At 60.0% G+C, this 15,095-nt stretch carries 16 protein-coding genes and 1 tRNA gene; 8 read left to right on the plus strand and 9 right to left on the minus strand.

Annotated elements, in window-relative coordinates:
• Positions 1-60 precede the first annotated feature (60 nt).
• Positions 61-2,118 carry an ATP-dependent helicase gene (locus tag ACPPVR_RS16420; protein ID WP_426615235.1) on the minus strand — a complete coding sequence of 686 codons (2,058 nt, stop codon included), beginning with the start codon at positions 2,116-2,118 and terminating at the stop codon, positions 61-63.
• Between the two features lie 111 nt (positions 2,119-2,229).
• On the opposite strand from ACPPVR_RS16420, the gene ACPPVR_RS16425 reads away from it, so the two are divergent.
• On the plus strand, positions 2,230-2,826 hold the full coding sequence (locus tag ACPPVR_RS16425) for a TMEM175 family protein (RefSeq protein ID WP_426615236.1): 597 nt from the start codon (positions 2,230-2,232) through the stop codon (positions 2,824-2,826).
• A 7-nt stretch (positions 2,827-2,833) separates the two neighbouring features.
• Here ACPPVR_RS16425 and ACPPVR_RS16430 read toward each other — a convergent pair whose 3' ends face one another.
• The gene (locus ACPPVR_RS16430) at positions 2,834-3,220 is read right to left on the minus strand and encodes a YciI family protein (RefSeq protein ID WP_426615237.1); all 387 of its coding nucleotides are present in this window, start codon (positions 3,218-3,220) and stop codon (positions 2,834-2,836) included.
• A 206-nt stretch (positions 3,221-3,426) separates the two neighbouring features.
• On the opposite strand from ACPPVR_RS16430, the gene ACPPVR_RS16435 reads away from it, so the two are divergent.
• The 6 genes from ACPPVR_RS16435 to ACPPVR_RS16460 all read left to right on the plus strand — a co-directional run bounded on the left by ACPPVR_RS16435 (position 3,427) and on the right by ACPPVR_RS16460 (position 5,507).
• Positions 3,427-3,612 carry a hypothetical protein gene (locus tag ACPPVR_RS16435; RefSeq protein WP_426615238.1) on the plus strand — a complete coding sequence of 62 codons (186 nt, stop codon included), beginning with the start codon at positions 3,427-3,429 and terminating at the stop codon, positions 3,610-3,612.
• A gap of 28 nt (positions 3,613-3,640) precedes the next feature.
• On the plus strand, positions 3,641-3,844 hold the full coding sequence (locus ACPPVR_RS16440; RefSeq protein ID WP_426615239.1) for a hypothetical protein: 204 nt from the start codon (positions 3,641-3,643) through the stop codon (positions 3,842-3,844).
• Positions 3,845-4,200: 356 nt separating this feature from the next.
• Positions 4,201-4,274 (plus strand) — tRNA-Gly (locus ACPPVR_RS16445).
• A 194-nt stretch (positions 4,275-4,468) separates the two neighbouring features.
• Positions 4,469-4,789 carry a hypothetical protein gene (locus ACPPVR_RS16450; protein ID WP_426615240.1) on the plus strand — a complete coding sequence of 107 codons (321 nt, stop codon included), beginning with the start codon at positions 4,469-4,471 and terminating at the stop codon, positions 4,787-4,789.
• A gap of 132 nt (positions 4,790-4,921) precedes the next feature.
• Positions 4,922-5,170: a hypothetical protein gene (locus ACPPVR_RS16455; RefSeq protein ID WP_426615241.1), complete on the plus strand. Its 249-nt coding sequence runs from the start codon at positions 4,922-4,924 to the stop codon at positions 5,168-5,170.
• 67 nt (positions 5,171-5,237) lie between these two features.
• A complete protein-coding gene (locus ACPPVR_RS16460; RefSeq protein ID WP_426615242.1) occupies positions 5,238-5,507 on the plus strand; it encodes a hypothetical protein in 270 nt (89 codons plus the stop codon).
• Positions 5,508-6,237: 730 nt separating this feature from the next.
• Here the strand turns inward: ACPPVR_RS16460 and ACPPVR_RS16465 are convergent.
• The 4 genes from ACPPVR_RS16465 to ACPPVR_RS16480 form a co-directional block, all read right to left on the minus strand.
• The gene (locus ACPPVR_RS16465; RefSeq protein WP_426615243.1) at positions 6,238-6,390 is read right to left on the minus strand and encodes a hypothetical protein; all 153 of its coding nucleotides are present in this window, start codon (positions 6,388-6,390) and stop codon (positions 6,238-6,240) included.
• Positions 6,391-6,708: 318 nt separating this feature from the next.
• Positions 6,709-7,419, minus strand: a complete 711-nt coding sequence (locus ACPPVR_RS16470) for a hypothetical protein (protein WP_426615244.1) — start codon at positions 7,417-7,419, stop codon at positions 6,709-6,711.
• 8 nt (positions 7,420-7,427) lie between these two features.
• Complete coding sequence (locus ACPPVR_RS16475) at positions 7,428-8,810, minus strand: DUF4055 domain-containing protein (RefSeq protein ID WP_426615245.1); 1,383 nt, start codon at positions 8,808-8,810, stop codon at positions 7,428-7,430.
• On the minus strand, positions 8,807-8,977 hold the full coding sequence (locus tag ACPPVR_RS16480) for a hypothetical protein (RefSeq protein ID WP_426615246.1): 171 nt from the start codon (positions 8,975-8,977) through the stop codon (positions 8,807-8,809). Before ACPPVR_RS16480 ends, ACPPVR_RS16475 begins: the two co-directional genes overlap by 4 nt.
• Positions 8,978-9,246: 269 nt before the next feature.
• On the opposite strand from ACPPVR_RS16480, the gene gstA reads away from it, so the two are divergent.
• Positions 9,247-9,879, plus strand: coding sequence for a glutathione transferase GstA (gene gstA / locus ACPPVR_RS16485; RefSeq protein ID WP_426615247.1), 633 nt, complete (start codon positions 9,247-9,249; stop codon positions 9,877-9,879).
• Positions 9,880-9,994: 115 nt separating this feature from the next.
• Here the strand turns inward: gstA and ACPPVR_RS16490 are convergent, their stop codons facing one another.
• The 3 genes from ACPPVR_RS16490 to ACPPVR_RS16500 form a co-directional block, all read right to left on the minus strand.
• Positions 9,995-10,429, minus strand: coding sequence for a hypothetical protein (locus ACPPVR_RS16490; RefSeq protein WP_426615248.1), 435 nt, complete (start codon positions 10,427-10,429; stop codon positions 9,995-9,997).
• A 2,147-nt stretch (positions 10,430-12,576) separates the two neighbouring features.
• Positions 12,577-12,759, minus strand: coding sequence for a hypothetical protein (locus ACPPVR_RS16495; protein WP_426615249.1), 183 nt, complete (start codon positions 12,757-12,759; stop codon positions 12,577-12,579).
• A gap of 464 nt (positions 12,760-13,223) precedes the next feature.
• Entirely contained in the window at positions 13,224-14,594 is a 1,371-nt protein-coding gene (locus tag ACPPVR_RS16500; protein WP_426615250.1) for a transposase, read from the minus strand.
• Positions 14,595-15,095: the final 501 nt, after the last annotated feature.

A 15,095-nucleotide genomic window follows, 5' to 3' on the forward strand; every position in this document is an offset into this window, starting at 1 on the left:
GAGACTTAAGTGATGGTCGCGGCGTGACAAGGCGGCATTCGGAAATGCTCGGTTTCCAATTTACCGCCACATCCCGCGCATCCGTGCGCCGATGTCGACCTTCGGTCCCTGCGCTCCGGTGCGGGCCGCGCCGGCAGCGGCCTTCGGCCATGCCGTGCGCTCGAACAGGTAGACCAGGATTTCCGGGATAAAGCGGGTGCGCGAGGCGTAGACGTGGCGGTCGCCCTTGGCCTGCTGGCCATGGGTGAAGAAGCGCTGCGGCACAACGAGATGCAGGTCGTCCTTGGCGCGGGTCATCGCGACATAGAGCAGACGGCGCTCTTCCTCGAGTTCGGCGCTGGTGCCGGCGCCGAGATCGGACGGCATGCAGCCGTCGACGACGTTGAGCACGAACACCGATTTCCACTCCTGACCCTTGGCGGAGTGGATAGTGGAGAGGATCAGGTAATCCTCGTCGCGCAGTGGTGGCCCGGATTTGTCGCTGGTCGCATCCGGCGGATCGAGCGTGAGCTCGGTCAAGAATTTCTCGCGCGAGGAATAGCCGCTCGCGATCTGCTCGAGCTGCATCAGGTCGGCGCGGCGTGTTTCGGAGTCCTCGTGGATGCGATCGAGATGTGGCGCGTACCAGAGCCGCACGCGCTCGAGGTCGACCGGCCATTCCGAATAGCGCAGGTTCTCGATTGTGCGGACGAAATCGATCCAGTCGTCGCCGGCGCGTGGTGGGACCGGGAGCTGGCCGAGCGCGGCAAGCGGATCGGTGCTCTCCGCCATTTGGTCGAGCACGCGCTGTGCGGTGGCGGGGCCGATACCCGGCAACAGATGCAGGATGCGAAAGCCGGCGACGCGGTCGCGGGGATTCTCAGTGAAGCGCAGTAGTGCCAGCACGTCCTTGACGTGGGCTGCGTCGAGGAATTTCAGCCCACCGAATTTCACGAAGGGGATATTGCGGCGGGTCAGCTCGATCTCGAGCGGACCGGAATGCGAGGACGTGCGGAACAGCACCGCCTGGTGCTTCAAGAGCGCGCCTTGCTCGCGGTTCGCCAGCACCTCTTCGACGATGTAGCGCGCCTGGTCGGCCTCGTCGTGCACGGTGACGAGCTGCGGCTTTTGTGACGAGGTGCGTTCGGTCCAGAGGTTCTTGGTGAAGCGCTCGCGTGCCAACCCAATGACGCCGTTGGCGGCCGCCAGCACGGGCTGCGTCGAGCGGTAGTTACGGTCGAGCGTGATCATCTCCGCGCGTGGCGAAAAACTCTGCGGAAAATCCAGGATGTTGCGAACGGTGGCGGCGCGGAACGAGTAGATCGACTGCGCGTCGTCGCCGACGACGGTGAGGCCGCGTCCGTCAGGCTTCAGCGCCAGCAGGATCGAGGATTGCAGGCGGTTGGTGTCCTGATATTCGTCGACCAGCACATGATCGAAGCGGCCGCCGATTTCGTCCGCGATCAGCGCATCGCTCATCATCTGCGACCAATAGAGCAGGAGATCGTCGTAATCGAGCACGTGCTGGGCCTGTTTGGCCCCGACATAGGCCGCGAACAGGCCCTTCAGCTCGGCCGCCCAGCCGGCGCACCAGGGATAGTGCTGTCCCAGCACCTTCTCGATCTCCATCTCGGCATTGACGCAGCGGGAGTAGATCGACAGGCAGGTACCCTTGGCGGGAAAGCGGCTCTCGGTCTTCGACAGTCCGCGCTCGTGCCGGACCAGATTCATCAGGTCGGCGGAATCCTCGCGGTCGTGGATGGTGAAGGCGGGGTCGACGCCGATCCGCTCGGCGTATTCGCGCAACAGCCGCGCGCCGATACCGTGGAAGGTGCCGGCCCAGCTCAAGGCGTCGCGCATGATTGCGGCGTTGTTCTCGCCCAGCACCTTTCGGGCGATGCGTTCCACGCGGCCGCCCATCTCGGCCGCGGCACGGCGGGAAAACGTCATCAGGAGGATACGGCGCGGATCGGCGCCCGCGACGATGAGATGCGCGACGCGGTGGGCCAGCGTGTTGGTCTTGCCGGAGCCCGCGCCGGCAATGACGAGCAGGGGGGCGCCCACGGTCGCGCCATCGGCCACGCCATGCTCGACGGCGCGGCGCTGCTCCGCATTGAGCGTGTCAAGATAGGTTGTCACGAATCGCCCCGATGAAGCGCCGAGAGTCGGCGATTTGCCCGCGAATCGCAATGCGGCTGGACGAGGCGGCAGTTTGGATTTAGGGGAAAGTGCCGTACGTGGGTTCCAGCCATGGCGTTGCCTGAAATAACCGATCCCGACCTGTTTGAGATGCGGCGGCTGGAATCGCTCAGCAACACCATCTTTGGCGTGGCCATGACGCTGCTGGCGAGCGACCTGCCCAAGGCCGGCGAGTTCAAGGCGATGCCGACCTGGAGCGATCTCGCTCAGCTCTATTCCGGCCGCGTCACCGGGCTGGTGCTGAGCTTCATCATCGCCGGCGTGTTCTGGATGAGCCATCACCGGCGGCTGGCGCGTCAACCTGCGGCCAGCCACGGCGTGGTGATGGGAAACCTGCTCTTCCTGCTGTCCATCGTGCTGCTGCCGGTCACCAACGGCCTCGAAGCCAATTATGGGTCGAGCAGTGCGGTGGCTGTGCTCTTCGGCCTGCATTTGACGGCTATTGCCAGCCTCAATGCCTGGCTGTGGTGGATCGTCGTGGGAGGCTGGCGGCATGAGTTCGTTGCCGCGCTGTTCCCGATCTTGGTCCTCGTGTCGGGGACGATCGTGGCGGGGATTGCGCCACAATACGCGTCGTATCTCTGGCTGTTCGCGTTCGCGGCGCTCCTGATTCGTCGCGCCTCCGGTTCGCCGAGCGCAAGCAGCTAGCGCCCCGTCATTTCTCTGGAGTCGTCGCGCCGAACCCATCCGCCGGCACGTAAAGCTTGACCGGGCGGATTTCGTAGACCGCAGTCGGATTGACCTGGCGCAGCTTTCGCACCGCCGCGATCACCTCCTCATCGGTATCGAAGTTCATCAGGTGAAAGCCAAGAAGCTGCTCCTTGGTCTCGGCAAATGGGCCGTCCAGCACCACGCCCGCGCCGGGGCCACGCACGGTGCGGGCCGTTCGGGTCTCATCCAGACGGGCGGCCGGCCCAAAATGTCCGCTGGCCCTCAGGGGCGCCTGCACCTCGATGACTTTGGCCACGACCGCGGCGTCCTGCTCCGGCGTCAGCGCCAAAATCTCGTCTTCCACGTGATAGGCCAGGATGGCGTAAAGCATCGTCACCTCGTTTGTTTTGGAGCTCGCGGTCCGAAGGACGTATCATCGCCGCCGATACCGACAAACCCCAAGAGCAAAAATATTGCGTCGCAGAGTGCGCGACGAAACCATCCTGAAACCCGATTGCCGCCTTGCGGGGTGAACGATGCCCAAAGCCGCGGCGACTGATGGCCACGAAGAACACGTCAAGCCAATCGGAGGCGGCAATGTCGGGTCAGACCATCAAGATCATCTGTGACGCGCGGCGGGCAGGGAAGTCGGAGCCGGTCGATTTGCACGACCAGGCGGGCCATCACCGCTATTACGGCAGCTCCGTCGAGAACGGCGGCGAGCGCATCACCGAGAGCCGTCGTGGCAAACGCCCGTCTCTGCTGAGCGTCTTCGGCTTCTGAGCCTTGCCGAGCGAAATGGCGCACGCCAATGAGCGTCCTGCAAATCGCGATCGCCACGCTGCCGTTCCTGCTCTCGCTCGCGAGCCGGAACAGCAACGCGATCGCGCCTTGCCTGATCACGAGCATCTTCACAGCGTTGCAGGGCGACGAGCCCCACCGGGCCGCCGTGGCCTGGTGCATCGGCTTGCTGATTGCCGCAGTCGCAGTGCGCGAGCGGCTTCGCGCGCTCTGAGCCGGGGGCTCGCATCGCCCCCATCCGAGGCAAATTCCCAAAAGAAAAGGCGCGGCGGGGAGAGCCCCGTCGCGCCCGATTTCTTGCTCGCTGGTCCAGGGCTGAGAGCGCCCCGATGCCAAGCCCTTTTCAGAACTTAGCGGGCGATCCCAGCGAGGTGACAGCGCTTGGTAAGAGACACTGGATCACCTCCTTTCGTTGGTTTCGGAAGATCTCAATATAGGCTGGAAGGCCGCCGCTGTTAAGGGGCGGCGCGCCGGCCGGAACCAGGCCTGTGCGCAAGGCCGGAAAGCCGCGGGAAAGCCACATCCTGGGCAGTTGAGACCGCCGCCCGGCCGTGTTAGGGAGCCCGTAACGCGGGTGTAGCTCAATGGTAGAGCAGCAGCCTTCCAAGCTGAATACGAGGGTTCGATTCCCTTCACCCGCTCCAACAAGATGTGCCTGCGGCACAAGGGTTTCTTGAATTTTGGCTCGACTTTTTCCGGCCATTTCGTGTCCCGCGGTCTATTTCGGGACGCTCCCGAGAAACCCTAGTATTTACAAGCATTACCATCCGTTCCGACGCCCGCTTCTGTCCGTTTCAATCTGTTCCGTGTGACAGGGAGGGCACATGAAACATCACCGATGTTCGACAGGTGTTCGCTCATTATGAGAACCATATTGATAGCCGTTGCGGCGATGATGTCGATGTCACCCGCGCTCGCTGCACCAAACGCCAACGAGCAAGCGTGCATTCTCAAGGTCGCCGATACGCTGCCGAAGATTGCGGGAATGAATATCGGTAAGAGCCGGACCACACCGATGCCGTTGCCCGCAGGCTGGCCCGGGTCGGGGCCACCACTTCGCGTGGAAATAGATTGGAGCGCGGCCGGGCAGACTGCTACGTGGGCTTATCTATGCGCCGTGTCGCTCAACGGCGTGATCGTTCAGCGATTGGCTCAGTAGGTGCGGGCTAGGTCGGAGGTCTACGTCCGGCCAGCACTTCTCCACACCAACGACGCGGAGTGGCTCGCGCGCCTTCTGAACCACAAGTAATCGACAATTTGACTCTGGCTCGCGCCGCGTTTCGATGGCGCCATGACCAAGGCAGAGAATAGAGCCGCCGCGAAGGCGTACCATCAAGAGCGGATGCATTGGCGTGCCGAGGAAGTCCGAGCAGCAGCCGTCAAAGCTGAACTTGTCGAGTTGGATCGGCTCCGTAGCTACCTCATCAAGAACATGACGCTCGGGTTTCGAGAACCGCTCATTAATGCGATCGACGACTATGTCGAGCAGATCACCGGAGACCGGACCGCGCTGCATACCAAAAACCACAAGTGCGGGTAGGCAGGGCCTTTACGATGATGCGCAATCTGCCTATAGCTCATCGGCTTTATCCGGCTGGGGCCGATCTATGAAATTGGTAAGTGACCGACCGTACTCCGATCCGGAGGCGGCTGCCCGCAAGCTCATTGAGCTCGCCAAGGGCATTGAGGCTGTCCAAGACGGCCGCGTCCACATCGAAAAGCTCAACGAGCCCTTTCTCTTTAAGCTCAAGGCAAGCGGTCCAGAGTTTGGCGCCGGTATCAAGCACGCAATCGAGAGCGGTTGGCTCGAGCTGCATGAAAGCGGGACCTATGTCCGGGTATTGGCGCCTGGTGACACGCTCCTAACGGCTGACTAGCCGTCCCCGCAAGGAGCAGCGAGGAACAAAGCTCGCCAGATCGGCTTGGGAGACTCGCTGGCTCGCCGCACGAGCCGGCGGAGCGGCCCCGGCCCATACCCCCCAAGCCCCCTGCGGAGCCGGGGCCGTCTCTCCGGCATGTCATGACCCAAGCTGAAGAGGGATCAATGACCGTCTTCGTGTACGTCAATACCGCCAGACAGGTTGGCGACGGATCACGTCAAGGTTCTCGCTACTGCAGATTCCGCTGAAACGTGGTTCGAGGAGAACGACCCAGAGGGCGTCGCTTTCGAATACGACGTGATCGAAGGGGTAGGCCCGCTGGCGTGAACCAAGCCCAAATTGACTCGCGCATCAGGTCAATGAAGCGCATACTTGTGGGTATCACCGTTACGTATCCTGGCATTTGCCGGTGACAGAGAGTGTTGCGCTCCCGCCTGTGCGTAGGGAGTCCTCAACGCCCGTCGCCTGCCATTCCACCGATCACATTCCAGCGCTCTGTCTGTCCAAGGTGCAAGGCTTCGATGATGCTTGTTAGCATCGAGGCAGAGCGCCCAGGCGTGGACTTGCACAGGTTTCAGTGCGCTCTCTGCAATGACGTACTTACGATCCGTGCCGCCTACGAAGATCCGATGCATTCCAAGTCCCTTGGCCGCTGGCTTCAAGGCGATTTACACCCGCCTGGGTAATCCCGTTGCGAGAAGAAGCCCGCCAGGGTGAACCGGCGGCCTTAATCCTGGTCGGGGTGGAGCTTTCGTTTTTGCTCCTCCAACTCGGCAATCAGCGAGGCGATGCCATCCAATGTTTGTCGATCACTGATCAGGGTGCGCAACATCTGGTAATGGGCGATACGGTCTTCGATCGGCTTGCACTTCTCGCACATGTCACGGTTCCGCATTAGCGCGGGGGTGGGCACCATTGCCCACCGGTTCCTATGACGGCGGGGCCGCCGTTTGTTCATTCATAAATCAGAGAGTCGGGAACACCAATACCGCACGTAAGGCACGCGTTTTGGTTTCGCTGCGCTGCAAAAAAATCTGATTGCAACTACATCAAGCCCAGCGCTACGGTTGGCTACCGGGGCTGGCTACATACTTCACTTGTTCATTTTACCCGGTTTCTTTTGACCATGCGCGGGCTGCAGCGATTTCGTGTCGCTGCAGCCTTCGTGGAGCCATTACTTGAACTTCTGATTTGATGGTTACGCGGCCTGCAACGAATGCTGAATGTCAGCGTCAAGTCGTGAGGTATCGCCAACCGACTGCTCGACGAAGGCCTGCAGCAGCTTTGCATTCGGAAATTCGCCGATGTCGCGTGCCGTGTCCTCAAGAACGCGAGTCACGACGCCGAGCAATTCCACGGCTTCGGCGTCTCGCTCCAGTGCAGCCAGAGCGCCAGGGTGCTCGCGTTCGATAACGCGTTCCGTCACGGCTCGCCGCGTTTCGTCATTGATGCCGCTTGCGTAGTTCGGCAGTTCAAGCACCGCCGCAAGCAGGATCGGGTCGGCGTCGGGCGCGAGCAGGAGTTGCATGCTTTTGCCAATTGGCATGCCTCGCAACATGCTGCGAAGGTCGCTTCGTGCTACCGCTCCCACCAGGTCGGTCCTGTCGGCAGCACGCGGCTGGATAGCGACGCGCTGCGCTTCGTGCTGTTCTCGGATCTTCGCGAGGGTTCGCTGCGCCCGGAGAACCCGGTGTGATTCCTTGCCCACGTACTCCTGCATCTTTTCCCGGCGACCGACGGGCGTCAGCCGATTGTCGGCGGCGACCTTCTTCACCATTTCGGCAGCCTCTTTCTTAAGTGTCTTATGCGCGTCCAACGTCACCTTGAACGCCGACTGAACGTGCTTGAGGCTGGCGACGTCGGCAAAGCGCTGCATTTGATTGGCGAGAGTTTCTTCAAGTGTCGGCATGGTCGCTCCTAATGCGTGAGAAGGTTCATTGAGCCGCCAGCCGCGTCAATACGATGCAGCACGGTTTCGGTGTCGACAGCGTCGCTGAGCGCGCCGCGGCGTTTTAGCTCGTCGATGTAGGTCTGATCGTCGAGCATGCCGGCGATGACTGCCTGCGTGAGGTACTGGATGTCGAACCGGTTGCCGGAGATGCCGAATTCGGTATTGACGGCGAGCGAGCCGCCCTTGTCATCACCGAGTCCCGCGTATTCAGCGAGAAATCCGAACGAAAGTTCGAGTGCGTCTTGAAGCGCCGCAACCATATACGCGAGCGTCGAGTTCTCTTTCACGTCGTCCCGTATCTCGCCGGTCGCAGTTCGGCCAGGATCAGGCACAAGCAATTGCAATCCACACGCCTGCATCTGGAATTGCAGATTCTGCAAATCCTTGTCGCCTGCTGCGATCGCCGCACCCGTGTGTTCGACATAGCTCAGCTTGGCGTCAGGATTGGATACGCGCACCATTGAACTGGCGCCGATCTCTAGAACGACTTGCTCCTCGATCCCGGTGCCGAACAGAATCGGCACGCGAGCGACCGTCAGGATATTTCGCTGGTCCGACTGTGATTGCCAATGGGCGACGTTGAGATCGGCCAAATCTTGCAATGGCGGCTCGCCGGTCATGAAGCCAGTTCGGTTGAGATAGACGGGCGCGATCGCAATTTTGCCGAGACCGTTTGGGCCTTCTGCGAACACTTCCCATGCGCCTGACTGCCCGCTTTTGCGCCAAGTCTGCCACCTGGCAGGTTCGATAACGCGGATCTGGTCGACGGTCTTTTCTGCAAAATCACCATCGGGCTCGCTCACGCATTCCTTGATGCGGATCTGCGTGAGGGTTTCTGATCCGTCGACCGTGGTTGACTTCCAGCCGATCAGGTTTTCGACCGGAATAAAGACGAGGTATGGCCGCCACCCCGCACCCTGGTAGTCGGCGACGGTCGGCGTGAGGCCGTCCGTGCGAACAGGAGCGGGAGGTGCATCCGTTAGAATGTAACCGATCCCCGTCTGTAGGCAGTCGTAAAAGACGTCACGCGCGAAAACATTGAGATGCCGACCCGTCAAGTCGATGTTTTCTGCGAAGCCTACCAGTTCCTCGGGCACGTCCTTCCCTATTGCGATGGGCTTGATGAACACACGGCCCGTCATGTCGGCAACGGTCTTTTTGAACGCATTGAACGAGGTCGAGCGGTGTAGGCGCGCGCTATAGTTCGCGACCGTCTCGCTTGCGAATCTCGGCAAATAACGTTCGCCCGCAGCGCGCATCGCGCGCGTTCCGCCCATGAGCGTTCGCGGTAGCTCGGCGAGCTTGTTTGCGCGGTCGTGCTCCGGGGTTGGTTTCGCGACGTTTGTCACTGCTTGACGCCCAAAGCGCGCGCAAGGTCCGGCGGCAGCGGTTTGACGACAGGCGGCGGCGCCTGTTTCACGCCTTCGGCGGCATTGAAATCATTCACCGGCTGCGTCGCCTGGATAACCTTGGCGGCGGCCGTGTCTGCGGTAAGCTTTTTGCTGGTATCGGTCATTGTGAACCTCTTGTCAGGTTTCACAATGACACGGAGTCAATCCGTTTTACGGCGCTGGCTGGACGAATTCTGCAAACGGTCTAAAACGTGTACTCACAAATCCGAGCATTCGAGCGTCCGGGCCAAATGCCTGCTGTACCCGGAAAGCAGACACCCGCCGCTACGATGGCCAGGTTTGCTAAGGGCCAACAACAGACGTTCGAGGTTCCTTGGCAATCTGAACATGATACTGTCAAATTCGCTTTGCTCGCGCTGGTCGAGGTGCCCTGATGAAGTTGTTCTATGCACCCGGTTCTTCATCGCTGCTCGCCCACATCGTTCTTTACGAAGCGGAGTTGCCATTCGAGCCCGTCAGGATTGATGAGCACACGAAAGTCATCTCGGGCGGTGGCGACTATAGGAGCGTAAACCCTCTCGGATACGTACCCGCGCTCCTGCTTGATGACGGGACGCTGCTGACGGAAGGAGCGGCGATCGTCCAATACATTGCCGACCTTGTTCCACAGAAGAAGCTCGCTCCCCCGAACGGCTCGATTGAAAGAGTTAAACTACAGGCATGGCTCAATTTCTTCGCGAGCGAGCTGCACAAGGGTGGCTTCTCACCGCTATTCTACGGGGGCGTCCCAGAGGAAGGCAAAGATGTGTTTCGCGCCCGCCTCAGGGCCCGCTTCATCCATCTTGATGGGCATCTGTCGTCGAACGATCACCTGATGGGACGCGCCTATTCGGTGGCAGACGCGCATTTCTTCGTCGTGTCGAACTGGGCAAATTGGGTCAACTTCGATCTGTCGCCTTATCGCGCTGTTCTTGCTTACCGCGAACGAATAGGTTCTCGCCCGGCCGTTGTTGCTGCCCTCAAGGCCGAGGGGCTTGTGCCGTGGCCGCCCGCGCAACCTCATTGATGCCGCACACCTTCGATGACCGGTTTGGGTCAAAAACAGTCTTCCAGCCTCGCTCGCGCAACTTCACCTTATCGCCAATAGCGGACATCGGCTATTGCGGTCTCTAGGTTAACTCTTATCCGGCTTTTGTGGGTACGCGCCCGAGTTCGACCAGGCCGGCGTTGATCGCGATATGGGCGGCGCTTCGCTTCAGGTTGAATCGAGGCAAGCGACCGACTTCCGTCATCAACGCAAGATCCGAACGATTGGTGCCGAGTCCGGCTCTGCGAACAGCGCGTTTATTAAACTCTCGCGCCATTTCCATATTGCGCTCGCGTGTTCGAAGTCTCTTGGTCGGGGATCTAGCGTTTTCACTGTTGCGCGCGCACAGATCGGCATATTTCGCGGCCTTGGCCAAAATCTCGCGGATCGCATGCAAGTTTGTTAGGGTTGCCTCCGCGCGGCGCGCGAAAGCGTCCCCCGGGTTGAAGTCGATCAAATCCAGCAGGTGCCGAGTTGCTTCCTCCCGGCTTGTAATCCAGGCTTCAATGGTTTCTTCGGTGTCAGCCACGCTAAACCCCTAATGGTGTGACAGTCGCCGAATGCCGGTTGACGACGCAATGCGCCACGCCCGCCACCGCGTTTGCGACATCGTCGTGTCCGGCCGGCGGGGAAGGGCCGTTTTTGACGCTGACGGAGTTGAGCGCGCCTCGATTGAGCGGACGGCCCTTGCCAAGGGGGGCGAACGGCCTTCCCAAGGCGGGCGCATCTTGCAGCAAGTCGAAATGGTCGTACTTGGCGCGATTATCTCGAGGGCTTCCACGAGTGGCGCCTTCGTCGCTCCAACGCGGGATCGACGATAGTTACGATCAATACGGCTACGAACGTGCAAAGAGTGAGGCCTTCGCCTCGTCGATCAAGGGACATTATATGGGGACATCGAGGAGACATCGGGGACATTCGGTGCGCCGCAGACGCTTCCAGCGGACATCCGGCAAGCTAGTGGAAGCTGGGCACGTCGGAGCGCTTGGGCGTCGTGTATGGCTACCCTGATAGCGGGGACATCGGGACATGTCCCGGCCCATCCTAGCGGGACAGGATGGGACAGGTATCTATTACCTGTCCCGATGTCCCGCTGTGGGAGGTAAGAAAGAAGAAAAGATACCGCAGGGCGGTGGTCATACCGCTGGACGGTGCTGGCGAGGCCGTACAGTGGATTGGGCGGCGGCCGGTCTTTGGTGAGGCGTATTGTCCATCACCGCGCCAGCGATCACGACAAGCTGCATACAGGAGGCAAGTGATCCGATCGTTTGTCCTGGCTAGGCTCCGCATCAAAGCCATTCCTCAGCGAACCGTCGCTCTGCTCAGATGAAATAGGACACATAGTCAATCTGTCGAAACGTAGTTCAGCGCGCGGCGGCGGAGAACTCAAGGCGGTCGACTAACCAAGCGACCTTCGCTTGCGCGTCGCTGGGCTCGGCCAACTTCTTTCGGACTTCATCCAACAGTTTGTTTCGCTCTGCTAGTTCATGCCGAGCAACGTCTCGTTCCGCCTGCAGAACGCTAATTATTCTATCGGTGCTATTCATCTGCACTTTGCTCGGAAGGGGTCAATCCAGAGTCAAGTATAGACCGCCACGCTGACAGGAAACTGAACCAGCATACCGCTCCGCGCCGACGAAGCGGCATCCAAATAGGAGGCAAGGCACTAGGCATGTCAGCCGCAAGATAAGGCAAAGCGCGGCCTCGGTGCCCCCAGGGCAGGGGCATTGCATCTCAAAAAGCGGTTCTAACCGATAATGCCAGTTCGCAAACGCAATCTGTCGCGCCGTGCGGCTCTCAGCAGCAACGCACAGGAATGGCTCCGCGGTGATCCATCGTGGGGATTCTTTCGCTTCAAGCCTCAGGACGAACTAGCGCCTCTCTGGGCGGGATACGGCGACCACGCGAATATGTTTTGGGAAAGCCGCTATTGCCTACCGGCGAAACTGGAAGAGGCAATTGAGTAGGCCCGAAGCGATCGCTCCGGGGCTGGCGTCTTCGCGCTCAAACTTCGGGCCACTGAGGTGCGAAACACCCTCAAGTCGAGAAGTAGAGAGGCGATGGAATCGCGTCAACTTACAACGTCATGCAAAAAAGGCCGCAGCTGGTAGGCTGCGGCCAACCGGGTAAAAAAGATTAAGTGAAATATGAGCCAGCCCCGGTGTCCGTAATTTACACAACCTCCCGCCACAGCGCAAACACAATCAGATTTTCCTTCATTGGGAACCTTGCCAAGCGATTTGCACGCGGCAGGAATGCTGCCACTTAGCTGGAGAGGGGGCCGTAGGCGCTAAGCTCGCGGCTTTCGCAATTCATTGAGACCGCTCTCAGTGATGCGGTACAGCACCGCGCGCTCGCTCTCTTTCCTTTCGATCCACGCATGACGCAAAACGTGTGTCCTCACCTTGGGCGCATGCGCTAGGTCCTTTGAGCGGACCCACCCGCCGTGCCGAAGATGCTCGAGAAATTGGCGGTGGTAATAACTGAATCGCACGGGCTCGCCGGAGTGTTCGGCGCGTACCTGTTGAAGGACGGTTTCTAAAGAACGATCGTTGCTCATTTGGGTACGGTTGCATTGCCTCGTTTAGAATCCGTTTATCTCGGCTGACTTCTGAAGCGCACGATGCTGGCCGCAATTGTCCTAGCTGAGGCCACACGTCGCACGTGAGCATCTGTCTATCGCCTGTGCCCAAGCGGCATACCTAGCGACATCGCTTTTTGGCGGAGAGATGCTTCCGTACGCTTCGTCAGCTTGGCAATTTTCACCACGGGCGTCTTGGCTTTGGAATGGGCACGAAGTTCTTTGACGTCCGCCTTCGTGTATTCACGACGTGCGATCTTCTTCACTTTCTTGGCCATTGCCGCTCCATTTGTTGAGCGGCGCTTTTACCCGCTACGGTGGCTGAAGAACAGTTATGGTTTGACGGATGTCCACTTTTAAATAGGGAACGGACGATTTGCTTTGATGGAGCAATGACCGCACATGACCCCCATAGCCGACGTACAAATTGCGGTTGCACGCGTCAACGCGGTCGGTCTCTATTCCTTAGTATGCGCCTGACCGAATAGCCTACGTGATTTGCTGAGCGCGAGTATTACGGCTCGTGACCCAACTCTCTCGCCCGCAACTGAATGACTCCTTGCTGGTGGAGCCGGCGGCGATCCGCATGGGCATTCCTGCCGCCATCAAGTTTGCGCCGATGTCAGCTAACAGCAGATTTTGTTGCAAAAGTCTGCAGTGACCGGTGATGCGGTTCCGCCATTTTAATTGGGGTAACGGGGTTTGGTCCCGCGAGCCGGACGCTCTCTACGCGACTTTTACGCTACGCAGTACACAGAGCCTGAGCGGGTGGCGGTCGCGCAACCAGCGATGCGAGCCGCCGTAGGTTCTGAGCAATGGCGGCCAGAACAAACTCGTCCTGAGCGCCTCGTGGACCACGCAGTCGGAGCCGACCAAGCTTCAGGATACGCTTCAAGTGTGCGAACCTCATCTCGATCTTCTTGCGCTCATGCCGCGACTGCTCGAAGCCCTTGGTGCCAGCCAACGACCGGGCCACGTCTCGGGCATGCTCATGGATATCGCGTGGGATCTTGCGTGATGGTTCCTTTGGGCAGCACTGCGGTTTGAGCGGGCATGCATTGCAGTCGAGCTTGCTTGCGCGATACAGAAGGGTCTTGCCCTCGTGCACGGTACCGCTCGTCCCAAGCCGCTTTCCGCCCGGGCAGTGGTAGACGTCGCTGGTCGGGTCATATCGAAAGTCGCTGCGCGAGAAGGTGCCATCATCCCGCTTCGACTTGTCGAACACGGGGATATGTGGCGCGATGCCTTTCTCCTCGACCAGCCAGTTCAGCATCGGAGCTGCCCCGTAGGCGGTATCTCCGATCAGCCGCTCCGGCTTGAGGCCGAAGCGCTCCTCTGTTCGCTCGATCATGGTCTTCGCCGCCCCGACCTCAGCCTGGCGAATGGAGCGGGAGGCCTCGACATCAACGATTACACCGAACTTCACGTCGATGAGATAATTGTCGGAGTAAGCGAAGAATGCCGGCCCCTTGTGAGCCCGAGTCCACTGCGCCGCGGGATCGGATGGCGAAACGAACTTCGGGACAACATCGCTGGCGGCGCCCCACGCCGTATCGTCAAGGGTCGCCAGATACTCCTTCACCGCGCGGCTCGACCTCGCTGGATCACGATCTCTCCGCCAGTCCTGACCTGCGATCGAGCGTTGCTTGTTGGCATAAGCCTGGATCAGGCTCGCATCGACTGCAAAGCCATCGCCGCCAACCAGACCGGCCGTAATGCACCTCTCGACAACTCGCTCGAACATGTGGCGAAATACATCTCCCTCGCGAAAGCGCTCGTTGCGGGCGCGCGAAAACGCCGAATGATCCGGGATGGCGTCCTCGATCCCGAGCTTGCAGAACCAGCGATAGGCAAGGTTCACCTGCACTTCACGACAAATCAATCGCTCCGAGCGGATCGCAAAGACATATCCCACGACCAGCATCCGGATCATCAGTTCCGGATCGATCGACGGGCGACCCATGGACGAATAATGAGGTGCTAGTTCACTGCGAAGCCAGGACAGATCGAGAGCAGCGTCGATCTTCCGCACCAAATGATCTTCAGGAACCGCGTCGCCAAGATGAAACTCGTAGAACAGTTGACCTTGGTCACTCTTCACACGGCCCATCATGGATCGACCTCGCCGAGATTCGCGTCACACACAACGGAATCACGGTTCGCCGCTCGTCTCAACCGACTTTTGCAACAAAATCGGCAGCCAGCCGCCATTTAGTGGGATGGCGGGCGGGGCGCGTTGGGGCGCTTGGGGCAGCGGTATGCTTTAGTCCTCGCCGGACGAGCCGCTGGCGGCAACTGGACTTCGCTCGTCGATAACTCGACGCACACGATCACGTCGAGCGAGGCCGGAAGCGCCGTTCCCAAAGGCGATAGGCGGCTATCCTCCTCACGCGTGAAGCCTGTCCTTCGTTGGAATCCGACGGAGGCCCGCTTCGTTCTGCAGAACAATTCGGAATGAATACCGCTTTCCTTGATCATTGCTGCCGGCGAAGAAGCAAGCGCAACCACGTACGGAACGCGCCGGGTGATTATGCGAACGGGTGCCCCGCAATGGCAACAAATGTTCCACGCGTGCGTTTCATCCGACCTCAAAGACGGAAGAACGGCGGGTAGT

Origin of the sequence: Bradyrhizobium sp. McL0616 (assembly GCF_049993385.1) — a bacterium.
Classification (GTDB): domain Bacteria; phylum Pseudomonadota; class Alphaproteobacteria; order Rhizobiales; family Xanthobacteraceae; genus Bradyrhizobium.